We start from the raw sequence: 22,268 nt of genomic DNA on the forward strand, positions 1-22,268 counted from the left end.
CCCGGACAATACATCTCCATCGACTCAAAGCCCTAGGCAGCGCGAGAAATTATGGCGGATGACAAACTTCCACGCGATCCCCTGAAGCGCGAAGCAGCGATCGCTGCTGCGCGCCCGGAGACACCGGCGCGGCCGTTCATCCACCTGCGCGTGCATTCAGCGTATTCGCTGCTCGAAGGCGCCTTGCAGGTCGCCGCCGTTGTCGGTCATGCCGTCAAGGACGAGTGCCCGGCCATCGCCGTCACCGACACCAACAATCTGTTCGGCGCGCTGGAATTTGCCCAGAAAGCGGTGAAGGAGGGTATCCAGCCGATCATCGGCTGCCAGATCGATCTCGCCTTTTCCGGCGAGACCAGCGATGCGCAGCGCGACCGCCGCCGCCATGGGCCAGAGATGCACGCCGTGGTGCTGCTCGCCGCCACCGAGGCCGGCTATAGCAATCTGGTCAGGTTGGTCAGCCAGGTCTATCTGGAAACGCCGCCGGGCGAGCCCGTGCATCTGACGTCAGCAATGCTGGAAGGCCATAGCGATGGCCTGATCTGCCTCAGCGGCGGGCCGCGCGGGCCGATCGGCCGGGCGCTGAAAGAGGACCGCCGCGATCTTGCCGAAACACGGCTGCTGGCGCTCAAGGCGCTGTTTGGCGACCGGCTCTATGTCGAGCTGGACCGGGTTTCCGGCTATGACCGCGCCATCGAAAAATCATCGGTCGATCTCGCCTATATCCATGACCTGCCGCTGGTCGCCACCAATGAGGCCTTCTTTTCCGCCCGCGACGATTATGACGCGCATGATGCGCTGATCGCCATTGCCGAAGGCTCGGTTGTCGCCGCCGACAACCGCCGCCGGCTGACATCGGACAATTTCCTGCGCAGCCAGGCCGATATGGCAAGGTTGTTCGCCGATCTGCCGGAGGCGATCGACAACACCGTCGAGATCGCACTGCGCTGCTCCTACTATCCCAAGAACCGCAACCCGATCCTGCCGCGCTTTACCGGCGGCGATGTCGCCGACAATGAGGTGGCGCTGAAGGCCGAGGCCGACGAACTGCGGCGCCAGGCCCAAGAGGGGCTGGAGGCGCGGCTGGCGGCGCATGGACCCACTGCCGGCTACACGGTCGAGCAGTATCGCGAGCGGCTCGATTTCGAACTCTCCATCATCGAGAAGATGAAATTCCCCGGCTACTTCCTGATCGTCGCCGACTTCATCAAATGGGCGAAGGCGCAAGGCATTCCGGTCGGGCCGGGCCGCGGTTCGGGCGCGGGATCGCTGGTTGCATATTCGACAACCATCACCGACATCGACCCGTTGCGCTTCTCGCTGCTGTTCGAGCGCTTCCTCAATCCCGACCGCGTGTCGATGCCCGACTTCGACATCGATTTCTGCCAGGACCGGCGCGAAGAGGTCATCCGCTACGTCCAGCAGAAATACGGCCGCGACCAGGTGGGGCAGATCATCACCTTCGGTACGCTGCAGGCGCGCGCCGTGCTGCGCGACGTTGGCCGCGTGCTGCAGATGCCTTACGGCCAGGTCGACAAGCTGTCCAAAATGGTGCCGCAGAACCCGGCCAATCCGGTAAAGCTGGCGGACGCCATCGCCAATGAGCCGCGCTTTGCCGAAGAGGCCGAGAAGGAGCCGATCGTGCAGACGCTGCTCGATATGGCGCAGAAGCTGGAAGGGCTTTACCGCCACGCCTCGACGCATGCCGCGGGCATCGTCATCGGTGACAGGCCTTTGTCGGAGCTGGTGCCAATGTACCGCGATCCGCGCTCGGACATGCCGGTCACCCAGTTCAACATGAAATATGTCGAGCAGGCCGGGCTGGTGAAGTTCGACTTCCTCGGCCTGAAGACGCTGACGGTGCTGGAGACGGCGGTGAAGCTGATCCGCCGGCGCGGCATCGAGATCGACCTGGCGACGATCCCGCTCGACGATCCCGACACTTACGCCATGTTGTCGCGCGGCGAAGTGGTCGGCGTGTTCCAGGTGGAAAGCGCCGGCATGCGCAAGGCGCTGATCGGCATGCGGCCCGACTGCATCGAGGACATTATCGCGCTGGTGGCGCTCTATCGTCCGGGCCCGATGGAGAACATTCCGACCTACAACGCCAGAAAGCACGGCGAGGAGGAGATGGCCTCGATCCATCCCAAGATCGACCATCTGGTGAAGGAGACGCAAGGCGTCATCGTCTACCAGGAACAGGTGATGCAGATCGCGCAGGAGCTGTCCGGCTATTCGCTCGGCGAAGCCGATCTTCTGCGCCGCGCCATGGGCAAGAAGATCCGCGCCGAGATGGACAAGCAGCGCGAGCGCTTCGTCTCCGGCGCCGTCGAGCGCGGCGTCGGCAAGCCGCAGGCCGACTTCATCTTCGACCTTTTGGCCAAATTCGCCGACTACGGCTTCAACAAATCGCATGCCGCGGCTTACGCCGTGGTTTCCTACCAGACCGCCTTTCTCAAGGCGCATTATCCGGTCGAATTCCTGGCGGCGTCGATGACGCTCGACATGGGCAACACCGACAAGCTCGCCGATTTCCGCCAGGATGCACTGCGCCTCGGCATCGAGGTGGTGGCGCCGTCGGTGATGACCAGCTTCCGCAATTTCGAGGTCGGCGAGAACCGCATCTACTATTCGCTTGCCGCGCTGAAGGGGGTTGGCGACGCGGCGGTCGAGCACATCGTTGCGATGCGCGGCGAAAAGCCGTTCAAGAACCTCGCCGATTTCTGCGAGCGGGTCGACCCGAAGATTGTCGGCAAACGCGTGTTCGAAAGCCTGATCATGGCCGGTGCGCTCGACTGCTTCGGCCATGACCGTGCCCAGATGATGGCCGGCGTCGAGCGGATGATGGGGCTGGCCTCGCTGGCGCAGCAGAATGCCATCTCTGGCCAGCACGACATCTTCGGCGCTTCACTTGGCGCGCAGTCGCAGGCGCTCAATTTGCCGCAGACCGATCCGTGGCTTGCCGCCGACCGGCTGCACCGCGAATTCCAGGTCGTCGGCTTCTATCTCTCGGCGCATCCGCTCGACGAATACAAGGCGGCGCTGCAGAAGATGCGGGTGCAGAACTGGGGCGAGTTCTCGGCCGCGGTCAAGCGCGGTGCTGCGGCCGGGCGGCTCGCCGGCACCGTCACCACCAAGCAGGAGCGCAAGACCCGCACCGGCAACAAGATGGGCGTCATCGCCTTTTCCGACACGTCGGGCCAGTATGAAGCCGTGCTGTTTTCAGAGGGGCTGGCGCAATATCGCGACCTGCTCGAGCCCGGCCGTTCGGTGGTGATCACCGTTTCGGCCGAAGACCGGCCCGAAGGCGTCAATCTGCGCATCCAGACCGTGCAGTCGCTGGAGGACGAGGCCAGTCGCATCCAGAAGGCGCTGCGCATCTTTGTTCGAAATGACGGGCCTGCTTCGGCGATTCAATCGCAGCTTACCCAGCGTGGGGAAAGTCAGGTAAGCATTATCGTCATCAAAGAAGAGGCGCAGGGCGAGGTCGAGATCGAACTGCCCAATCGCTACCGCATCTCGCCGCAGATCGCGTCCGCCATGCGCGCCGTGCCGGGTGTGGTCGAGGTGGAATTGGTCTAGCTGATTTTCGGGAAAACCCGTTTACCGACACGAAGATCGTCTATAGCTTCCGACGCGTGGGCACCGTCTCATCGAACCGATAATCAGGAACCGGAATTGCTGACGTGGCACCGTCCACGGGGCAGGCGTGGGTTCCAAAAACGTCGAGGTTACGATGACCAACCCTATCCGTTTCGGCCGTGTTGCCGCCATGCTGCCTGTCGCTGACATGCGAAGGGCCACCGCCTTCTATTGCGGCGTGCTCGGCTTTTCCAAGACATTCGAGAATGGCGACCCGGTCGGCTTCATGATTCTGGAACGCGATGACGCCGAACTGCATCTGACCTTGCAGAAGGATCACCGCGCCGTGCATTTCAACGTCGCCCATATGATGGTCGGAGACGTCGATGCCATGCATGACGCCTGCAAGGCGCACGGCCTTCGCATCGTCAAAGGTTTGCGCGATCATGACTATGGCTTGCGCGCCTTCGTCTTCGAGGATCCCGACGGCAATCGCATCGATGTCGGCCAGCGCATCGCGAAGTGACTTTGTTCTGGGCCTGACATTGTAGGCGATAGGGCCAGCGTGCCCCGCGCAGTTGAAGTGAAGCTCCTTTGAACCACATGCGTTGAGCACGAACTTCAAAGGAACGCACAATCATGCCCAGCCGCGAACGCGTTGAAGCCTTCCTCAAGGAGGTGGTCGAAGGCAGCCATGTCAAGGCGATCGCCGACTTCTACCATGACGATGCGACCATGCAGGAGAATCTCGGCGTCCCGAGGCGCGGCATCGAAACGCTGATGGCGCATGAGCAGGCCGCGCTCGACCGGATCGAGAGGATGCACACGCATCCGGTCCAAACATTCCTGGTCGATGGCGACCATGTCGCCATCCGCTGGACGTTCGACCGTATCGACAAGACAGGCACCGTGCGGCGGCTGGAAGAGGTCGCCCTGCAGCGCTGGCGCGGCGACCGGATCGCCGAGGAGCGGTTCGTCTATGATACCGCCTCGGCATGGCGCCTTGTCGGGCCTGACGGCAAAGTGGTGGAAGGCTGAGGATTGCCGGCCGCCACTAGACGGTTCCGGCTGCGGCCGCTAGGCACTTTGTCATGAAAGCGGACAAGGACGGCCTACAGCAAAGCTCAGCGATGGCGCGGCTGCGTGACAGGCTGCGCAAGCTCTATCACGGGCGCACGCCGGCGGCGTTTCGGTTTCAACTGGCGGTGGTTATCATCGACCTCGCCATCATTGCCTTCTTCATCGCTACGCCGGTCTTGCAAGACAAGCCGTCCTTTCTCTGGCTCGATTACTCCGTGGCGGCCCTGGTTGCCGCGGACATGGCGGCCCGGCTCTTGGCCTCCAACGACATGCTGCGGCTGATGAAACAGCCGACATCCTGGGTCGATGTCTTCATCCTTTTGACGCTGCTGATGCCGACCGCACTTGCAAACCTGGCGTTCCTGCGCATCCTGCGGCTGTGGTCGCTGTCGCGCAGCGGGTCGTTGTGGCGGCATTTCGAGATGCGCGGACTGAGGCCTTGGCGCGAGGCGAGCCACGCGGTTATCAACCTTTTGACGTTCCTGTTCGTCATCACAGGCTTCGTCTACACCTTCTTCTTCCGCACCGGCGCCGGCCTCGAAAACTATGTCGATGCGCTTTATTTCACCGTTGCCACAGTGACGACGACCGGTTTCGGCGACATCGTCCTGCCGGGGGTCGCCGGCAAGCTGACCGCCATCGTCACCATGATCATCGGAATATCGCTGTTCGTCAGGCTGGCGACGGCGATCTTCCGCCCCGCCAAAGTGTTCTTTCCCTGTCCGCACTGCGGCCTGCAGCGGCACGAGCCGGATGCCGTTCATTGCAAGGCCTGTGGCCACCTGCTCAACATACCTGACGAGGGAAACTAGGTGTGCCGATATTCAGGTGATGCCGGCCTGCAAACGCCGGCTTCCTGCGCTTCCGGTGCTCACGTACTTAAGTACGCTCCGCTCCGGTTCTCAGAAGCCACCATTTTCGGCTCGGCCTGACCTGAATCTCAACACACCTAGGCGGCAGGGCTACGACGCCGCCACTTCGGCCGGTTTTGGACCTTTGCGCTGCAGGTTGAGCAGATTGCCCATCAGGATCAGCGCGGCGCCGCCGGCGGTGAAGATGTCGATCTGCTCGCTGTAGAGCAGCCAGCCGACCAGCGCCGACAGCGGCACACGCAGGAAATCCATCGGCGAGATGATCGTGGCGTCGGCATAGACCAGCGCGCGGGCCAGGCAGAAATGCGATGACATGCCGGTGAAGGCGATGACGAAAATCCACGGCCAGAGCGCCAGCGAGGGATTGCGCCATTCATAAAGCGCCGGCACGAGGCCGACCGCCGACTGGATGACCAGCATCCAGAAGATGATGCGCACGACGCTGTCGGTGCGTGTCAGTGATTTGACCAGCACCAGCGAGATGCCGAAGCAAACCGCGGCGCCGAGAACGACGAGGTGGCCCGGATCCATCGAGCCGACGCCGGGGCGCACGATGACCACCACGCCGATCAAACCGAGCACGATCGCCGCCAGCCTTGGCCGCGACAGTTTTTCGCCAAGGAAGCTGACGGCCAGGATCGCGGTCCAGATCGGCGTGGTGAATTCGATCGAGATCAGCACCGCAAGCGGGATCAGCGTCAGCGCATAGAGCCAGGCCGCCTGGCCGGTATAGTGGATGACGTTGCGAGCGATATGGGCAAGCGGGCGCTGCGTGCGCATCGCGGCGAAACCACCGCTCATCATCACCAGCGGCAACAGGATGAAAAAGCCGATCACCGAGCGCAGTTCCAACACCTGGAAGACGTTGAGCTCCGCGGTCGTGGCGCGGCCGGCGACCGACATCGCCAGGAACGAGGCGATCGACAGCGCCATCCAGAAAGCGGCTTTGGGGATCGAGGGAGCAGGGACCATGGGCGCTATGTCGCAAGACCGCGGCCGCGCCGCAACCGTTAGTCGAAGCATTCGACTGGGCCAGCGGGGCGATGTCGAAAACGGTTGTAAAAAAACGGTCACGTCGAAGGCGGAATCTGCTGGCGGGGCACTCGTTTCGAGTCGACATTTAGGCCATCCCTGTGGAGTGGCCCGCGCTTTTGTGATCGCGAGAGGGGATTCTGGATGAAATCAGTCGTCGGGTTGCTGATTGCCGTCTGCCTGCTGTCAGCGACGGCGGCACATGCCGACGAAGCGAGCTTTCTGCGCTCGCTGCAAGGAGAATTTGCCGGCAAAGGAACAGTCAGGATCAGGACGAATTCGCCAGTCATGAACATTTCCTGCACCTTCAAATCGGATACGACGGATACCTCGCTCTCGCTGGACGGCACCTGCCGCGCCATGATGATCATGACGCGCGAAATCCGCGCCGACCTGACGATCAGCGCAGCGACCTACAGCGGCACCTATGTCGGTTCCAGAAGTGGACCGGCGGCACTCAGCGGCAGCCGCACCGGCGACGCGATCAACCTCGACATCCGTTGGGCAAAGATCGTCAATGGCGATCGCGACGCCCAGATGATAGTCGAAAAGATCGGCGCCGACGCCATGCGCCTGACCGTGACCGATGTCGATCCCAACACCGGCAAGACGGTGGTGACAAGCCGCATCGATCTCAATCGCACCTAAGTTTGTTTCCGTCGCAACCGCTAGCCGACGCATTCGAACGGGCCAGCCCTTGGGCAGGGCGGCGTCAAAGACAATCATATCGAAAGCGGAACCCGTTGTGCGGGCAGGCGTTCTAAGTCTGCGTGGTGCCGGCTTCTGCTGGACGCGCGGCATGTCCAACATGTTTCGGGGGAGAGTATGATGAAATCACTTGCATGCTTTGTCCTTGCCGGTTGCTTGATGGCTGCGACGGACGCACGTGCCGACGAGGCTGATTTCCTGCGCTCGTTCCAGGGAAATTTTGCCGGACAGGGAACTGTCAAGGTCACCACCGACGCACCGACGTTGAATGTGTCCTGCACCTTCAATTCCGATGCGACCTCGACCTCATTGTCGTTGGATGGTCGCTGCCGAGGGCTTGTCGTGGTGACGCGCGCGATCAGCGCTGATCTGAAGGCCAGCGGGGCGAAATACACCGGCGTCTATGTCGGATCGCGCACCGGTCCTGCGCAACTCGCCGGCAGCCGCTCGGGTAACGCGATCAATCTCGGTATTAGCTGGGCGACGGAGGTCAATGGCGACCGCAAGGCGCGATTGACGGTCGAGAAAACCAGCGGCGACGGAATGCGGTTGACCGTTACCGACGTCGATCCAAAAACCGGCAAGAGCGTGGTGACAAGCCGCATCGATCTGCAGCGCATCTAAGCCGTATTACTCCTCGATCGGCTCGGGCGGGTTGGCGTTGCGGCCCTTGCCGAAGGTATAGCCGGTTTCCACCGCCTTCTTGCCGAACTTGTCGCGCAGCGTGTCGATGGCGCTTTCGGCCATGGCCCGCTTGCGTGAGCCGACGTCGACCAGATCGGGCGGATCGGCCTTCTCGTCATCGGAGAGATCGCTGACCCCGATGCCGAGCAGCCGGTACTTTGTACCGTCCGCCTCCTTGCGCAGGAGCTCAAGCCCGGTCTGAAAAATGCGGTCGGCCAGCCTTGTCGGGTCGCCGAGCTGGCGGTTGCGGGTGCGCAGCTTGAAATCCTGGGACTTCAGCTTCAGCACCACGGTGCGTCCGGCAATGCCTGACTTCTTCAGCCTGGCCGAGACCTTTTCAGACAACCCCCTCAGCACCGGAACCAGTTCGTCCATTTCAGCTATATCGGTGTCGAAAGTGGTTTCGGCCGAGACGCTTTTTGCATCCTGGTCAGGATCGACACGGCGGTCGTCCTGGCCGCGCGACAGGTGGTAGAGCCGGGTGCCCATCACGCCATAGCGGCGCATCAGATCGGCGCGCTCCATGCGCTGCAACTGGGCGATGGTGCGGATGCCGTCGCGCTCCAGCGTGGCGGCAAAGGCCTTGCCAACGCCCCAGATCATTGTCACCGGCTGTTCGGCCAGGAAACCCAGCACCTCGGCCTCGCCGATCACCGAAAAGCCGCGCGGCTTGCGGAAATCGGAGGCGACCTTGGCCAGGAACTTACAGTAGGAGAGGCCGGCCGAAACGGTGATGCCGATCTCCTTTTCGATGGTCAGCGCAAAGCGCGCCAGCACCACTGCCGGCGGCATGCCGTGCAGGCGCTCGGTGCCGGCAAGATCGAGAAACGCCTCGTCGATGGAGAGGGGCTCGACCAGCGGTGTCAGCGCCTGCATAAACGCGCGCACTTCGCGGCCGACGCGGACATATTTTTCCATGTTGGGCGGGATGACGACCGCTTCCGGACAGGCTTCAAGCGCCTTGAACATCGGCATTGCCGAGCGCACGCCCTTGATGCGGGCGATGTAGCAGGCGGTGGAGACGACGCCGCGCTTGCCGCCGCCGATGATTAGCGGCTTATCCTTCAGCGCCGGATTGTCGCGCTTTTCGATCGCCGCATAGAAGGCGTCGCAATCGATATGGGCAAGATGCAGCCGGTAGAGTTCGGGATGACGGGCAAGCCGGGGGCTGCCGCAGCGCTCGCAGCGTCTGACATCGCTGCGCTGAAGGGTCAGGCAGTCGCGGCAAAAACCGTGCTCGGGATTGTTGACAGGGGCCGCCATCGCTGCGAACATAAAGAGAACAGATGCAATGGTACGTCAGGACGGAAGCCGCCACAAGCGGTTAGCCGGGAGAGAACTCATGAGCACGACCATAGCGCCGCTGGCGCCCGAATTGTGGGCGGATTTCGAGGACCTTTTCGGCAAGCAGGGCGCCTGTTACGGCTGCTGGTGCACGTATTTCCGGCAGGCGCCGGCGGCGCGGCGCGCCAGCGACAAGCAGCGCAACAAAGATCTTATCAAGGCGCGTATCGAGGCTGGGCCGCCGCCGGGGCTTTTGGCTTTCGAGGACGGCGTGGCGGTCGGCTGGATGCAGATCGGTCCGCGCGCCGACGTGCCCGAATGGAACAATCGGGGCAGGGGCTCGGCCCCGGTCGATCCGTCCGACGCCAGCGATTCCGGTGTCTGGGCGATCTCCTGCTTCTTCATCCGCGCCAGTGCGCGCGGCAGGGGCATAAGCCATCGTCTGGTCGAAGGCGGCATCGCCTTTGCCCGCCAGAACAAAGCGCGGCTGGTCGAGGCCTGTCCGATCGATGTATCGCGCGATTCGCGTTCGATCGGTCTGTTCGTCGGCTCGTCGCGTGTGTTTGAAAAGGCCGGCTTCGAGCGGCTTGTCGAACGCAAGGCCGGCCGGCCGCTGATGCGGCTGGTGCTGTAGTGTGGTTGTGATGGTACCTTACTATCAATGCTTGAAGCGTTTTTGCGTTCAAAATGGGGGTCAAGATGAAGCGTGTTTTGCCATTTGTTTTGCTGCTCGCAATCGGTACGCCAGCCTGGGGGCAGGCTGTCGACAGTCAAGGTGCAAGGCAGCTGTCGGATAATCTGTCGCGTTACATTGGCAAGAAGGCGCTCGACAGCGGCATTCTGAAGATTTCGGCCGACGGCGATGCATATCGGATAGCCCTCGACTTCAATGCAGTGCTTAGGGCAAATCCTAGCAAGGACCCTCTGACATTCAACCTCGCGCCATTTGCGATTCTGGTCAAACCGCGCAACGACGGAAGCTGGAGCGTGTCGTCAGATCTAACGCCCAACGCCTTCGTCGACGTCGAGGGGCCGCACGGGGCGCGGTTCTCCGTTTCCGGCTCCGCTTTTAGCGGCATCTACGATCCGGGATTGGCAGCTTTCACCAGCGGGGCGGGCTCGATGGCCGGCATGCAAGTGGCGTCCAGAGATCCCAAGGAGCCTATGGACCTCAGCGTCGGCGCCGGAACGTCGATCTTGGCTGCTGGCAAATCCGCAGGCGGCGGCGTTGATTTTGCCGTGACGCAGACGATCGCTGATTTCGTCGAAACGGCCATGGTTGACCAAGATGAGACGGGACTGAAAGTGCCGTTCACGATGAAGTCACCTCGGGTGTCGGCCAAGATTACCGGGAATGGCGTGCGCACGAAGGCGTTGCTCGATCTTCTCGGTTTTGCCGTCGCCAACCAGGACGAAGCCACACTGAAGGCAAATCAGGCCGAGCTCAAATCACTGCTGACAAGTGCATTGCCCCTGTGGGAGCGGCTGGAAGAGTCCTATCGCTTCGAGGGCGTGACCTTTGCAACGGCACGGGGTGATTTTGGGCTCAGAGATTTCAGTGTAATGACTAGCATCGGCGGCATCTCCAACGATGGAAAGATCGACTACAGCATCAAGGCGGCGGGGCTGACCGTTCCCCCGCAACTTGTACCAGGCTGGAGCGTCGCCATGCTGCCCACCGATCTCGAATTGAACGTCGGAGGCGCCAACATAGATCTCGATACGATGGCGAAAAAAGCGATCGAAGCTTTTGATCTCAATAAGGATCCGCCGCTGTCGGACGAGTTTGGCAATGCCTTGGCCGCCGATTTCATGGCGAACAACCCGAAGATCGTGCTCGGGCATAGTACAGTGAAGAACGGCAGCGTCGAAGTGACGATGGAAGGCGAGATGACGTTCCCGGGCATGAAACCGGATGCGACGGTGACGGTGGACGTCGCGGGCTACGACAAGATCGTGCAGGCTGTTCAAGCCGCCGCCAAGACTGACCCGCAGGCTGCAGAGATTTTCCCGGCCACACTCGCTGTCAAAGGGTTTGCCAAAACGTTGCCCGATGGCCGACTGGAGTGGGTGATCGACGCCAAGGCTGACGGCTCAATCATCGTCAACGGCGCCATGTTGAAGCCGGCCGATGCCGTGCAGGATATCTCCATTTTCGATCCGAGCAAAGCGACCGTTCCGGATGGAGGCGGGGCAGGGGCGAAGCTGAAACCCTGAGCGCTTGCGGTATTCGAAAAGGCCGGCTTCGAGCGGCTTGTTGAACGCAAGGCCGGCCGGCCGCTGATGCGGCTGGTGCTATAGCCCGTAATGCAGGGTCTTGTCTTGCGGCTGTGATGGTATTTCCCTACCAGTGGCAGAAACGGTTTTGACGGCCGCAATAGAGTGGAGGATCGATATGAAGCGCGTATTGCCATTTGTTTTGCTTCTTGCCTGCAGCGCACCGGCGTTTGGCCAGACGGTGGACAGCCAGGGCGCGAAGCAGCTCACCGACAATCTGGCGCACTATTTCGGCAAGAAACCGTTCGACATTGGATTTGTAAAAGTCTCCGTCGAAGGCGATGCCTACAAGCTTGCGTTCGACTTCAAGCCGTTGGCGGAAATGCTGGCAACGCAGCAGGCCTTCAAGTTCGAGCTCACGCCTTACGCCATGCTGGTCAAGCCACGCGAGGACGCTCGGTGGGACGTTTCGATGGAGGTGTCTCCAAAGGGATCCTTTGATTTCGTTGGTCCTGAAGGGCCGCAGCACGTCGATGTCTCGATATCGGACCATAAATTCAATGGAGTTTATGACCCCGATCTGGCCGCTTTCGCGAGCGCAAACGTCTCGATAGGCGGCATGACGATGGCGATCCGGGAGACCAAGCAACAGGCAAACGTCAGGATCGGCTCTGGCACCGCAACATTAGCTTCGACCAAATCCGCGGATGGCGGCATCGATTTCACGGCGTCGGAAAAGCTGACGAACTTCGTCGAAACGGTCAAAGTCAACGATCCCGAAAAAGGGCTGAGTTTGCCACTGGCTGTAAAAGCGCCGGAACTTTCCGTGGATGCGACCGGCAAGGGTTTGCGGACAAAGGCGTTGCTCGACCTGTTTGCTTTCATCGCGGCCACCGACGACGAGGCCAAGCTCAAGGCGAATGAAGTGGAGTTCAAGTCGCTTCTGACAGCCGCACTGCCGCTGTGGGAGCGGATCGATGGCACCTATGGCTTCAAGGATTTTGAGGTGGAGAGCCCGGTCGGCAAGTTCGGTGCGGCGCAACTGAGCACCGCAGTCGGCATGGACGGCATCGCCAAAGACGGCAAGATCAACTACGCCATCAAGGCCTCCAGCCTGACCGTGCCACATCAAATGCTGCCGGTTTGGAGCGTCGCCTTGTTGCCGACCAATATCGACCTGAACTTCGGCGGCGCCAACATCGATCTAGACAGCATGGCGAGGAAAGCCATCGAAACGCTCGATTTCAGCAAGGATCCGCCCCTGCCGGCGGATTTCGGCGATGAGATCTCCGCAGATTTCCTGGCCAAGACACCAAAATTCGTTCTCGGGCACAGCACGGTCAGGAACGACAGTATCGTGATCGCGATGGAAGGCGAAATGACCTTCCCCGGTAAGAAGCCGGATGCTGATGTGACCATCGACGTCACCGGCTACGACAAGATCGTGGCAAGCCTGCAGGAGGCGGCGAAGACCGACCCGCAGGCCTCGCAGGCTTTTACCGGCGCGCTGGCCATCAAGGGATTTGCCAAGACGCTGCCAGATGGCCGTATCGAATGGGTGATCAACGCCAGGCACGATGGGTCGGTGACGGTCAACGGCGCCATGCTGAAGGGCCCCGATCCGGTCGTCGAAGACGATCAGGATGCTAGCCCCGGCGAGGGTAATAGCGGTGGGGCAGGGGCGAAGCTGCAGCCCTGATCATCAGGCTTGTGGAGCTTGGGTCAGAGCCCGAGCGCGCTGGCGATCTTCGGCACGGCATCGCGCCAGTCCTCGACGGAGATGATGTCGTCGGGCACCGGCGGCATGAAGGCGCGCAGCGAGTTGTCGGCCATCAGATGGAAGAGATGGGCGTCAGCGACCGAATTGCGCGCCGAGATGAGATTGGACGGCTGGTCGTCGACAAAGGCCACCGGCCGGCCTTTGCTACCGCGCAACTTGGCCACAGCCGGGCCCTTGGCCATTTCGGTGGTCAACAGCGGATATGGCAGCCCGAGCGCGTCGAGATGAGCGCGGCGCGCCGCGCGATGGCGGTGCGGCATGGCGGTCAAAAGCACGATCTCGGCGCGGCCGTCGAGACTGGCAAGCGCTTGTTCGGCGCCGTCGGTGACGCTCTGCCAGTCGGCCTGCGCGTCGAAGAAATCGCCAAGCAGTGCCGTCACCTCCGGCTGTTCGATCAGCCGGCCGCTCGCCGTTTCGGCGATGTTGCCGGTGAGGCGGAAGGAGGCCAGTGTGAGCCCAAAGCCGCGCGATTTCAGGAAATGCGGAAATGGCCGGATGAATTCGAGCACGACATCATCGACGTCGAGGATCAGCAGCGGCCGGTCGTCGGCTGCAAGTTCGGCGATCTGGCGTGCCGTCTCGGGATCGTCGCTCATATCGAGTGCTCATGGTCGTCGCCGCCAAGCGGCAGCGCGCGCAACGCCTTGCCGACTGAGGCTGGCGGTGTGCCGGTTTCCTCGGCAAAACGCAGCAAGGTCGGCTCGTGGGCGAGGATGAACTGCAGCACGCCGGCAAGGAACCCCGGTTCGGCCGCGGCGCGCCGGATGGCGAACGCCTCGATGCCGGTTATGGCCAGGAAGCGCGGCAGGAGTTCGGGGTCCGCGGCGACGAAGCCCAGTGCCCTCACGGCAATGGTTTCCGCCTCCTCGCGCATTGACGCTGCGTTTGCCATCATTACCTTCTGGTTTGCGGAAATGAGTCTCTTTTCCGCAGTAATCGCAAGCGTCGCTTGCGGCAAGCCACCGCCCCAATCCAATGTGGTTTTCGAGGTGGAATCCGAATGGCTTTTACAGCTGCGGGTTTCCGTTTCGTCAATCATATTGCCGTAGAGTGAAGGAGGGTTTGGTGTGCTCGGGCAAGGGCGCATGACGGCAGGCTTCGGGTAGAAGCCCGGCCGGGACGGGAAATCGATGCCTAAGAAGGTGATGATCGTCGAGGACAATGAGCTCAATATGAAGCTCTTTCGTGACCTCATCGAAGCCAGCGGTTACGAGACGGTGCGCACGCGCAACGGCCTCGAGGCGCTCGATCTGGCGCGCCAGCACCGGCCGGACCTGATCCTGATGGATATCCAGTTGCCGGAAGTATCAGGCCTGGAAGTGACGAAATGGCTGAAGGAGGATGACGACCTCCATTCCATTCCGGTGATTGCCGTCACCGCATTCGCCATGAAGGGCGACGAGGAGCGCATTCGCCAGGGCGGCTGTGAGGCCTACATCTCCAAGCCGATCTCGGTGCCGCGTTTCATCGAAACCATCAAATCCTATCTGGGTGATGCCTGATGCCAGCAACCACTCCAGCCGGAGCCTTGTGAAATGACTGCGCGGATCCTCGTCGTCGACGACATCCCTGCCAATGTCCGGCTGCTCGAAGTTCGGCTGCTGGCCGAATATTTCGAGGTGCTGACGGCTTCCAACGGGCCGGATGCGATCGAGACCTGCGAAAACGGCAAGGTCGATGTCGTGCTGCTCGACGTGATGATGCCCGACATGGACGGGTTCGAGGTCTGCAAGCGGTTGAAGAGTGATCCGGCGACGTCGCACATCCCGGTGGTCATGATCACCGCGCTCGACCAGGTTTCGGACCGGGTGCGCGGCCTCGAGGCCGGCGCCGACGATTTCCTGACCAAGCCGGTCAACGATTTGCAGCTGATGACGCGGGTGAAAAGCCTGGTCAGGCTGAAGTCGCTGACCGACGAACTGCGCCTGCGCGCCTCGACCACCCGCAACATCGGCATCGAAGCGCTGTTGAGCCGCAGCTTCACCTCCGAGGACGCGACGCCGAGGGTGCTGTTGATCGACGAGCGCAAATCCTCGTTCGAGCGCATCCAGAAAATGCTGCGCGGCAGCGCCGAGCTCGACATTGCCACCGATCCGCATGCCGGCTTCTTCCAGGCCGCCGAGGCGCCGTATGAGTGCGTGCTGATCTCGACCGGTTTCGCCGACTTCGATCCGCTGCGGCTATGCTCGCAATTGCGTTCGCTCGACCGCACCCGCTTCCTGCCGATCATCCTGCTTGCAGAAGAAGGCGAGGAGGGCCGCATCATCCGCGGCCTCGAACTCGGCATCAACGACTATCTGATGCGGCCGATCGACCAGCACGAGCTGATGGCGAGGCTACGCACGCAGGTGCGCCGCAAGCGCTACAACGACCAGTTGCGCGCCAGCGTCACCCAGACCATCGAGATGGCGGTGACTGACGGGCTGACTGGCTTGCACAACCGCCGCTACCTCGACAGCCATCTGCAGACGCTGTTCGACCGCGCCGTGGCGCGGCGGCGGCCTCTGTCGGTGATGATCACCGATCTCGACCGCTTCAAGACGGTCAATGACGCGCATGGCCATGACGGCGGCGACGATGTGCTGCGTGAATTCGCCCGGCGGCTGCGCAAAAATGTCAGGGGCATCGATCTTGCCTGCCGCTTTGGCGGCGAGGAATTCGTCGTTGTGATGCCGGACACGGACGCAACGGTGGCGGAAAAGGTTGCCGAGCGCATTCGCGCCGAAATCGCCCAGATGCCGTTTGCCATCGGCCAAGAAGGCAAGACGATCGAAGTCACGGTCAGCGTCGGCGTGTCGTCGGTGCTGAACGGCGCGGACACGGTCGCGGCGCTGATGAAGCGCGCCGACGTAGCGCTTTACGAGGCCAAAAGCGGCGGTCGCAACCGCGTTGTCGCCAAGGCGGCGTAGGCTCGACGCCGGATTATCCAGTCAACCCGACAGGGTTAGGAATTTACCTTAATCCAAGCGATTCGGGAGGCTTGGTTAAGAAACTATTGATTTTCCAGCGTTGTTGCGCAAATGTGCAGCGCAAGAACAAAGGCGATGTGGGCACGAGGGTAGACAGCCGCATCGCTCCGACCGATACCCCATGATGCTCAGGTCCGCCGCATCTCCTGGGTCCGTGGGGTCGGCCGGCCGGCGCTGGCACATAGTGGCCTCCTCGTACCGCTGCCATACGCCGACCGGCCCCCTTTTTGCCAAAAATGACATGAACAGTCCGCGCCAAGCTGCGGAGGGTTCACGTATTTCACAGCTTGAAAACCAAAACGCCGCCCGAAAGGGCGGCGTTTTTGCATAGCGTATGAAAACCAGATTACTTGATCTTGGTTTCCTTGAACTCGACGTGCTTCTTGGCGACCGGGTCGTACTTGCGGAACGACAGCTTGTCCGTCTTGGTACGGCTGTTCTTGCTGGTCACGTAGAAGAAACCGGTGTCGGCGGTCGACAGAAGCTTGATCTTGATGTTTGCGGCTTTGGCCATTGTATCAGTCCGTTATGTTCGTGGGGTTTTGGCCGCTGGAGCGGGGGAAAACACCCGGACGCGGGAAACTTGGCGCGACACATAAAGAACGTGCCCGGAAAGTCAAGCCCGGCGCGGTGGCTGTGACCACTGCGACAGCTCTTCGGCCCGAAATCACGCTGTTTGCGTGACTGGCGTAGCCACTTTCTTCCAGTCGCCGGTGGTGTTCCACCAGCGATTCGGATTGGCGCGATCGTCCAGGCCCTTGGAGCGGCTGGCGAGGATGGGCTGGATGCGGATCACCGGCTCCTGGTAGGAATGTGCCTGGAAAATCGCCTCGACGACGCGGGCGGCGAGCAACTGGTCATCGGGCAGTTCGAACGAGACCTCGACCGTACCGGGGCGGCGGCGCAATTCGGTTTCTGCGCCTGCGGCAGCACCTTCAAGTGGCCTGTAGCGTTCGATGCCGTGCGCCGTTTGATAGGCGTTGCGATCGTATTTGCCCATCGCCAGCGGCGCGATCGCAACCACGGCGTCCATGATGCGGTCGACATCGGCTGCCGGAGCCTGGAAGCTGACAAGCAGCAGAAGCGTCATGCGTAACGATGTGGTTTCAAAGCCGCTGTCGATCATCGCCGTATCCTCAAACTCGGGTGTTTTGGGACACCCTTTTAGCTGAGGCCTCCTGACACGGTTCTGTCAGCAGCAGCGTCGCTTCGAAGGATTGCGCAGGCTGGCGGGCGGATAAGGCTACCAGATTTTGCGGACCAGCCTGGCGCTGACCAGGGCGATATAGGCGGCGAAGAACAGGCCGAGCGACCAGCCGAATCCGGACGGGCCGAACGCATCCATGCCGATGCCGATCGCCTGCGGGCCAAGCACCATACCGACGCCGTAGCAAAGCACGAAGGCGGCGTTGGCCGAGGCCAGCTCATGGCCGGACAGCTGGGAGCCGAGATGGGCAAGGCCGATCGTGTACATGGCAGCGACCACGCCGCCCCAGACGAACAGGAGCGCCGCCATCAAGTGCCAATTGCCGGCGAAGAACGGCATGAAGATGGTGCCGGCGAGCCCGACCGTGGCGCAGGCCAAAAGCAAATAGCGGCGGTCGCTGACGCGATCGCTGATCATGCCGATCGGGATCTGCAACAGCACGTTGCCGAGGCCGATCATGGTGAGCAGAAGGGCAGCATCCGCCTCGGAGTAGCCGATGCGGTTGCCATAGACCGGGAACAGGGCAAAACCACCGGTCTCGACGGCGCCGAACACCAGCACGGCGGCGGTTGCCGTCGGCACCAGCCAGATGTAGCGCAGGAAGTTGCTGGTTTCGCCGTCGACCACGATGGTGGGGCTTTCGTTGCGCGCGGCCAGCACCGGGATTGCGGCCAGCGCCACCAGCACGATGATGACGCCGAATGGCCTGAAGCCGGTGCTGCCGATATGAGCGAAGATCCACGGCCCGGCGGCAAAGCCGAGCGACAGCACGGTGGCGTAGATGCCGAGCACGAGGCCGCGCCGGCGCGGCGGTGCCGAGGTGCTGATCCAGAATTCCGACAGGATGAACAGCACGGTGAGCGCAATGTGCAGCACGATGCGCAGCGGGAACCACATCCAGAAATCCGGAGCAAAATGGAAGCCGACAAAGGCGAGCGCGCCGGCGGCGATCATGGCAACCATGGTCCGGGCGACGCCGAAGCGCATCGCCAGCGGCGTCGCCAGCGGGGCACCTGCGATCGAGGCGAGGCCGGCGACCGCTGTGTTGAGGCCGATCATCGATGCCGAGTGGCCGCGGCTCTCGAGAATAACACTAAGCAGCGGCATGCCGAGGCCGATGGCGATGCCGACGACGCTGATCGACGAGATCGCGGCGATCATCGGTAGCCAATGTACGCGCTCGTCGCCCTCTTGCTGGGTATCGACCGTCATGTGATGCCTGAATACTCGATGTTGGAAAATTCGGGGGCTAAAGAATTTCGCGAACGAAGCGGTTGCGGACAAGCCGGTAGAACGGCACGGCCGCACCGGGTCGCAGGCGCGGATCGTCGGCAAGCCGCCTTTCCAGCCCCTGCAAGATCGTTCGGGTGATGTCGGGGATATCCGCCTCTCTGGCCTTGGCGAGCGGCAGCCAGACCAGTTCTTCCAGCTCGTTGGTCGGACCACCACCCGGCAGCTCGACAGCGACGTCCCCGCGCCAGGCGCTGAAGAAGCGGGTGTCGAACCGGCGCACGCGATTGGGCGGCGTAATGGCGCGGGCGATGAAGCGAAGCGGCGCCAGCGAAGGCTGCACGCCGTGTTCGACAAAGCCCTGCCAGTCGCGTTTGTCCGTTGCGAAGGCGCCTTTGCGGCCGATGAGCAGGCCGGCTTCCTCATAGGTCTCGCGGATGGCCGAGAGCGCGATAGCGCGGGCCCGCGACGGGCTGATGCGGCCTACGCCGGCGGTCAGCTTGGCTTCTTCGTCGGAATGAAGTGGGGTGGCAACGGCAATGCGGCTATCGGCCGGATCGGTGCGGCCGCCGGGAAAGACGAATTTGCCGGGCATGAAGGCGTGGCCGGCATGACGCCGGCCCATCAGCACTAGCACCTCGTCGCCCTTGCGTTCCAGCAGGATCAGGGTGGCGGCGTCACGCGGACGCATGGGCTGGCGGCTATGGGCGATTGTGCCCCGCTCCACCCTGTCGACTTCCGCCTTGGTCATACCTTCCATGCGCAGGACCTAGCGGAAACTTCTGGCAAACGAAAGTGGCCTTTCACGATCGGCATGTTGCGCCAGGCAACATTGCCTGGTGCATTTCAGGTTCCGGGACGTGGCTCAGCCCCATCCTTTTCGCCACCGAAGCCGTGCATATAGAACGCCCATTGCAGTCCGATGACGGCGCCCTTGACCGGTTGCAGCAGGACGAGAGACAGAATGATGGTCAGCGGCACCCAGATGGCGATGTGCTGCCACATGGAGAGCGTCGAGGTCGCCTCGACAGCCATGAAGGCGCCGAGCACGATGTGGCCGACAATGACGATGACGAGATAGGCGGGCAGGTCGTCGGCGCGGTGGTGATAAAGCTCCTCGTCACAGACGCTGCATTTGTCGACGCTCTTGGTGAAGCCGGCAAACAATTTGCCTTCACCGCAATGCGGGCAGCGGCCAAGCGCGCCTCGCTTCATCGCCGTCCATAGCGGACGGGCGACCCGGCCCGAATGATGTTCACCGCCGAAAACCTGTTCCTGGATCCCCAGTTCGTTTGCCACCCCCAAATTTTTTGGCATTTAACGTCTCCCGCCGCGCGACCCCGGGCGCGATTGCGACGCGCGGGCGCGGCCTTTTGCCTTGTGAAACGACCGCTTGGAGCCGGGCAGGGGCTTCGGGTCGGTCAGCATCTCGAAACGCATCGCGCCAGCCATCGGCGCCACCTCGATCAGGCGAACCTCGACGCGGTCGGCAAGCTGATAACCCTTGCCGGTGCGTTCTCCGAACAGCGATCGCGCGGTTTCGTCGTATATATAGTAATCGCCATCCAGACTTGACACCGGGATGAAACCATCTGCGCCAAACTGCGGCAATTGGACAAATAGTCCCGACTTGGTGACGCCCGAAATGCGGGCGTCAAACCGGTCGTCGATGCGCTCGGCGAGATAGGCGGCGATCAGCCGGTCGACCGTGTCGCGCTCGGCGGCCATGGCACGCCGCTCGGTGCCAGAGATCAGCACCCCGACGTCTTCAAGCCGCGCCTCCTCGTCCTGCGTCAGCCCGCCCGGACCAAGCCCGAGTGCGGCAATCAGTCCGCGATGCACGATCAGATCGGCGTAGCGGCGGATCGGGGAGGTGAAATGCGCGTAGCGCTTCAGGTTGAGGCCAAAATGGCCGATGTTCTTGGGCGAGTATTCGGCCTGGCTCTGCGAACGCAGCACCACTTCGTTGACCAGCCCTTCATTGTCGGCGCCGCGCACGCGATCGAGAATGCCGTTGAACTGGGCGGGTCGCATCTGCGCGCCGCGCGCCAGCGACAGGCCGAGCGTTTGCAGGAATTCGCGCAGCGATTCCTGCTTGGCCAGCGACGGCGCATCGTGGACACGGTAGACCAGCGCCTGCTTCTTCGCCTCAAGCGTTTCCGCGGCGGCGACATTGGCCTGGATCATGAATTCTTCGATGAGCTTATGGGCGTCGAGCCGCTCCGGCACGATGACGCGGTCGACGGTGCCATCCGGCTTGAGCATGATCTTGCGCTCCGGCAAATCGAGCTCCAGCGGCTGGCGGCCGTCACGGCCGCGCTTGAGGATGGCGTAGGCCTCCCACAGCGGCTTCAGCACCGTATCGAGGATCGGGCCGGTCTTGTCGTCGGTCACGCCGTCTATCGCCGCCTGCGCCTGCGGGTAGGCGAGCTTGGCCGCCGACTTCATCATGACGCGGTGGAAGGTGTGGCGCAGCTTGCGGCCATCGGCCGAGAAGGTCATGCGCACGGCAAGCGCCGGCCGGTCCTGGCCCTCGCGCAGCGAACAGAGGTCGTTGGAGATGCGCTCGGGCAGCATCGGCACAACGCGGTCGGGGAAATAGACCGAATTGCCACGCTTCAGCGCCTCGCGGTCGAGCGCGGTGCCATAGCGGACATAGGCCGCGACATCGGCAATCGCCACCGTGGCGATGACGCCGCCGGGGTTCTTTTCGTCGAGGTCGGGTGTGGCGAACACAGCGTCGTCATGGTCCTTGGCGTCGGCCGGGTCGATGGTGACCAGCGGCAGGTCGCGCCAGTCCTCGCGGTGATCCATCGTCGCCGGCTTGACCGCTTCGGACTCGGCGATGACGTCGGCCGGAAAAATGTGCGGAATGTCGTGGGCGTGGATGGCGATCATCGAGACCGCCTTTTCACTGGTCAGCGAGCCCAGCACTGCCAGCACTTTCGCGCGCGGCAGGCCGTAACGGGATGCCCGCGCCGGCTCGACTTCGACGAGGTCGCCGTTTTTGGCGCCGTTCTGGAATTCCTTGTCGACGATCAGTTCGGGCTGGCGCCGCTCAACCGGCTCGATGCGGAAGCTACCGTCCTTGAGGATGCGGAAGACGCCGAGCACGGCATCGGTGCGCTTCTCGAAGATCTTCATCACGCGGCCCGTGTAGGCAGGCCCGGTCGGCTCATCGGTCGGGAAGGTCTTGGCCAGCACACGGTCGCCAATGCCCGGCTGTGGGCCACTGCCGCCGCGCGACACGCGGATCGAGACCACGGGGGGCTCGCCGGTGCCGACGGCCTCTGCCGGATGCGCCAGCAGGATGCCATCGCCGTCGCGGCCGAAAATGTCCAGCACCGCGACATGCGGCAAGGCGCCGACGCGGGCGAGCCGCTTGCGCTCCTTGGTCAGGATACCTTCGTCCTGCAGGTCGCGCAGGATGTCCTTCAGCCAGATGCGGTCGTCGCCGCGCAAGGCAAACGCCTTGGCGATGTCGCGCTTACCGGCGCGGTCGGGATTTTCGGCGATGTAGCGCAGGATTTCGTCACGCGAGGGCCGGTAGTCATCCTTGACCTTGGCCCTGGTGTCGGCGGTGCGCGGATCGCCGTGGCTTCTACCGGTGATCCTGCGCGCCACGC

At 62.4% G+C, this 22,268-nt stretch carries 21 protein-coding genes and 1 pseudogene; 12 read left to right on the top strand and 10 right to left on the bottom strand.

All coding sequences use genetic code 11. The annotated features are described in order from the left end of the window. Nucleotides 1–51 precede the first annotated feature (51 nt). The 4 genes from dnaE to AC1D1B_RS23000 all read left to right on the top strand — a co-directional run bounded on the left by dnaE (nt 52) and on the right by AC1D1B_RS23000 (nt 5,471). Nucleotides 52–3,579, top strand: coding sequence for a DNA polymerase III subunit alpha (dnaE, locus tag AC1D1B_RS22985; RefSeq protein WP_477334665.1), 3,528 nt, complete (start codon nt 52–54; stop codon nt 3,577–3,579). 154 nt (nt 3,580–3,733) lie between these two features. Continuing rightward, nucleotides 3,734–4,105 carry a glyoxalase superfamily protein gene (locus AC1D1B_RS22990; RefSeq protein WP_477334666.1) on the top strand — a complete coding sequence of 124 codons (372 nt, stop codon included), beginning with the start codon at nt 3,734–3,736 and terminating at the stop codon, nt 4,103–4,105. Nucleotides 4,106–4,218: 113 nt separating this feature from the next. Next, a complete protein-coding gene (locus AC1D1B_RS22995) occupies nt 4,219–4,617 on the top strand; it encodes a nuclear transport factor 2 family protein (protein WP_477334667.1) in 399 nt (132 codons plus the stop codon). 53 nt (nt 4,618–4,670) lie between these two features. Beyond that, nucleotides 4,671–5,471: a potassium channel family protein gene (locus tag AC1D1B_RS23000; protein ID WP_477334668.1), complete on the top strand. Its 801-nt coding sequence runs from the start codon at nt 4,671–4,673 to the stop codon at nt 5,469–5,471. A gap of 150 nt (nt 5,472–5,621) precedes the next feature. On the opposite strand, the gene AC1D1B_RS23005 is transcribed toward AC1D1B_RS23000, so the two are convergent. After that, nucleotides 5,622–6,503: a DMT family transporter gene (locus AC1D1B_RS23005; RefSeq protein ID WP_477334669.1), complete on the bottom strand. Its 882-nt coding sequence runs from the start codon at nt 6,501–6,503 to the stop codon at nt 5,622–5,624. A gap of 204 nt (nt 6,504–6,707) precedes the next feature. Between AC1D1B_RS23005 and AC1D1B_RS23010 the strand changes: the two genes are divergently transcribed. Continuing rightward, on the top strand, nt 6,708–7,211 hold the full coding sequence (locus tag AC1D1B_RS23010) for a hypothetical protein (protein ID WP_477334670.1): 504 nt from the start codon (nt 6,708–6,710) through the stop codon (nt 7,209–7,211). Between the two features lie 180 nt (nt 7,212–7,391). Next, nucleotides 7,392–7,895, top strand: a complete 504-nt coding sequence (locus AC1D1B_RS23015; protein ID WP_477334671.1) for a hypothetical protein — start codon at nt 7,392–7,394, stop codon at nt 7,893–7,895. A 6-nt stretch (nt 7,896–7,901) separates the two neighbouring features. Here AC1D1B_RS23015 and AC1D1B_RS23020 read toward each other — a convergent pair whose 3' ends face one another. Beyond that, on the bottom strand, nt 7,902–9,230 hold the full coding sequence (locus tag AC1D1B_RS23020) for a DNA polymerase IV (protein ID WP_477334672.1): 1,329 nt from the start codon (nt 9,228–9,230) through the stop codon (nt 7,902–7,904). A 67-nt stretch (nt 9,231–9,297) separates the two neighbouring features. On the opposite strand from AC1D1B_RS23020, the gene AC1D1B_RS23025 reads away from it, so the two are divergent. From AC1D1B_RS23025 to AC1D1B_RS23040, 4 genes and pseudogenes are all read left to right on the top strand, one after another. Continuing rightward, nucleotides 9,298–9,873 carry an N-acetyltransferase family protein gene (locus AC1D1B_RS23025; protein ID WP_477334673.1) on the top strand — a complete coding sequence of 192 codons (576 nt, stop codon included), beginning with the start codon at nt 9,298–9,300 and terminating at the stop codon, nt 9,871–9,873. 65 nt (nt 9,874–9,938) lie between these two features. Beyond that, nucleotides 9,939–11,456, top strand: a complete 1,518-nt coding sequence (locus AC1D1B_RS23030; protein WP_477334674.1) for a hypothetical protein — start codon at nt 9,939–9,941, stop codon at nt 11,454–11,456. 9 nt (nt 11,457–11,465) lie between these two features. Beyond that, nucleotides 11,466–11,540, top strand: a pseudogene (locus AC1D1B_RS23035) (GNAT family N-acetyltransferase); the annotation flags it as partial. 94 nt (nt 11,541–11,634) lie between these two features. Then, the gene (locus tag AC1D1B_RS23040; RefSeq protein ID WP_477334675.1) at nt 11,635–13,155 is read left to right on the top strand and encodes a hypothetical protein; all 1,521 of its coding nucleotides are present in this window, start codon (nt 11,635–11,637) and stop codon (nt 13,153–13,155) included. Between the two features lie 23 nt (nt 13,156–13,178). Here AC1D1B_RS23040 and AC1D1B_RS23045 read toward each other — a convergent pair whose 3' ends face one another. Both AC1D1B_RS23045 and AC1D1B_RS23050 read right to left on the bottom strand, forming a co-directional pair. Further along, nucleotides 13,179–13,832: a hypothetical protein gene (locus AC1D1B_RS23045; RefSeq protein WP_477334676.1), complete on the bottom strand. Its 654-nt coding sequence runs from the start codon at nt 13,830–13,832 to the stop codon at nt 13,179–13,181. Beyond that, on the bottom strand, nt 13,829–14,128 hold the full coding sequence (locus AC1D1B_RS23050) for a DUF3572 domain-containing protein (RefSeq protein ID WP_477334677.1): 300 nt from the start codon (nt 14,126–14,128) through the stop codon (nt 13,829–13,831). The genes AC1D1B_RS23045 and AC1D1B_RS23050 overlap by 4 nt, the downstream gene beginning before the upstream one ends. 238 nt (nt 14,129–14,366) lie before the next feature. Here AC1D1B_RS23050 and AC1D1B_RS23055 point away from each other — a divergent pair, with 238 nt between their 5' ends. Further along, a complete protein-coding gene (locus AC1D1B_RS23055; RefSeq protein ID WP_023667574.1) occupies nt 14,367–14,738 on the top strand; it encodes a response regulator in 372 nt (123 codons plus the stop codon). A 33-nt stretch (nt 14,739–14,771) separates the two neighbouring features. After that, nucleotides 14,772–16,145 carry a PleD family two-component system response regulator gene (locus tag AC1D1B_RS23060; protein ID WP_477334678.1) on the top strand — a complete coding sequence of 458 codons (1,374 nt, stop codon included), beginning with the start codon at nt 14,772–14,774 and terminating at the stop codon, nt 16,143–16,145. Nucleotides 16,146–16,551: 406 nt separating this feature from the next. Here the strand turns inward: AC1D1B_RS23060 and rpmG are convergent, their stop codons facing one another. From rpmG to rnr, 6 genes are all read right to left on the bottom strand, one after another. Further along, entirely contained in the window at nt 16,552–16,719 is a 168-nt protein-coding gene (gene rpmG / locus AC1D1B_RS23065; RefSeq protein ID WP_006201775.1) for a 50S ribosomal protein L33, read from the bottom strand. A gap of 153 nt (nt 16,720–16,872) precedes the next feature. Then, nucleotides 16,873–17,331: a YqfO family protein gene (locus tag AC1D1B_RS23070; protein ID WP_477334679.1), complete on the bottom strand. Its 459-nt coding sequence runs from the start codon at nt 17,329–17,331 to the stop codon at nt 16,873–16,875. A gap of 117 nt (nt 17,332–17,448) precedes the next feature. Beyond that, the gene (locus AC1D1B_RS23075) at nt 17,449–18,624 is read right to left on the bottom strand and encodes an MFS transporter (RefSeq protein WP_477334680.1); all 1,176 of its coding nucleotides are present in this window, start codon (nt 18,622–18,624) and stop codon (nt 17,449–17,451) included. 37 nt (nt 18,625–18,661) lie between these two features. Then, the gene (locus AC1D1B_RS23080) at nt 18,662–19,402 is read right to left on the bottom strand and encodes an NUDIX hydrolase (protein ID WP_477334681.1); all 741 of its coding nucleotides are present in this window, start codon (nt 19,400–19,402) and stop codon (nt 18,662–18,664) included. Nucleotides 19,403–19,488: 86 nt separating this feature from the next. Then, entirely contained in the window at nt 19,489–19,941 is a 453-nt protein-coding gene (locus tag AC1D1B_RS23085) for a DUF983 domain-containing protein (RefSeq protein WP_477334896.1), read from the bottom strand. Nucleotides 19,942–19,959: 18 nt separating this feature from the next. After that, nucleotides 19,960–22,266: a ribonuclease R gene (gene rnr / locus AC1D1B_RS23090; protein WP_477334682.1), complete on the bottom strand. Its 2,307-nt coding sequence runs from the start codon at nt 22,264–22,266 to the stop codon at nt 19,960–19,962. Nucleotides 22,267–22,268 lie beyond the last annotated feature (2 nt).

The sequence above is a fragment of the Mesorhizobium sp. P2_C5_2 genome (assembly GCF_056404535.1).

Excerpts from the sequence above, each read along its gene's own strand:
- dnaE (WP_477334665.1), top strand. The coding sequence starts at position 52 with ATGGCGGATGACAAACTTCCACGCGATCCCCTGAAGCGCGAAGCAGCG.
- AC1D1B_RS22990 (WP_477334666.1), top strand. The coding sequence starts at position 3,734 with ATGACCAACCCTATCCGTTTCGGCCGTGTTGCCGCCATGCTGCCTGTC.
- AC1D1B_RS22995 (WP_477334667.1), top strand. The coding sequence starts at position 4,219 with ATGCCCAGCCGCGAACGCGTTGAAGCCTTCCTCAAGGAGGTGGTCGAA.
- AC1D1B_RS23000 (WP_477334668.1), top strand. The coding sequence starts at position 4,671 with ATGAAAGCGGACAAGGACGGCCTACAGCAAAGCTCAGCGATGGCGCGG.
- AC1D1B_RS23005 (WP_477334669.1), bottom strand. The coding sequence starts at position 6,503 with ATGGTCCCTGCTCCCTCGATCCCCAAAGCCGCTTTCTGGATGGCGCTG.
- AC1D1B_RS23010 (WP_477334670.1), top strand. The coding sequence starts at position 6,708 with ATGAAATCAGTCGTCGGGTTGCTGATTGCCGTCTGCCTGCTGTCAGCG.
- AC1D1B_RS23015 (WP_477334671.1), top strand. The coding sequence starts at position 7,392 with ATGAAATCACTTGCATGCTTTGTCCTTGCCGGTTGCTTGATGGCTGCG.
- AC1D1B_RS23020 (WP_477334672.1), bottom strand. The coding sequence starts at position 9,230 with ATGTTCGCAGCGATGGCGGCCCCTGTCAACAATCCCGAGCACGGTTTT.
- AC1D1B_RS23025 (WP_477334673.1), top strand. The coding sequence starts at position 9,298 with ATGAGCACGACCATAGCGCCGCTGGCGCCCGAATTGTGGGCGGATTTC.
- AC1D1B_RS23030 (WP_477334674.1), top strand. The coding sequence starts at position 9,939 with ATGAAGCGTGTTTTGCCATTTGTTTTGCTGCTCGCAATCGGTACGCCA.
- AC1D1B_RS23040 (WP_477334675.1), top strand. The coding sequence starts at position 11,635 with ATGAAGCGCGTATTGCCATTTGTTTTGCTTCTTGCCTGCAGCGCACCG.
- AC1D1B_RS23045 (WP_477334676.1), bottom strand. The coding sequence starts at position 13,832 with ATGAGCGACGATCCCGAGACGGCACGCCAGATCGCCGAACTTGCAGCC.
- AC1D1B_RS23050 (WP_477334677.1), bottom strand. The coding sequence starts at position 14,128 with ATGGCAAACGCAGCGTCAATGCGCGAGGAGGCGGAAACCATTGCCGTG.
- AC1D1B_RS23055 (WP_023667574.1), top strand. The coding sequence starts at position 14,367 with ATGCCTAAGAAGGTGATGATCGTCGAGGACAATGAGCTCAATATGAAG.
- AC1D1B_RS23060 (WP_477334678.1), top strand. The coding sequence starts at position 14,772 with ATGACTGCGCGGATCCTCGTCGTCGACGACATCCCTGCCAATGTCCGG.
- rpmG (WP_006201775.1), bottom strand. The coding sequence starts at position 16,719 with ATGGCCAAAGCCGCAAACATCAAGATCAAGCTTCTGTCGACCGCCGAC.
- AC1D1B_RS23070 (WP_477334679.1), bottom strand. The coding sequence starts at position 17,331 with ATGATCGACAGCGGCTTTGAAACCACATCGTTACGCATGACGCTTCTG.
- AC1D1B_RS23075 (WP_477334680.1), bottom strand. The coding sequence starts at position 18,624 with ATGACGGTCGATACCCAGCAAGAGGGCGACGAGCGCGTACATTGGCTA.
- AC1D1B_RS23080 (WP_477334681.1), bottom strand. The coding sequence starts at position 19,402 with ATGGAAGGTATGACCAAGGCGGAAGTCGACAGGGTGGAGCGGGGCACA.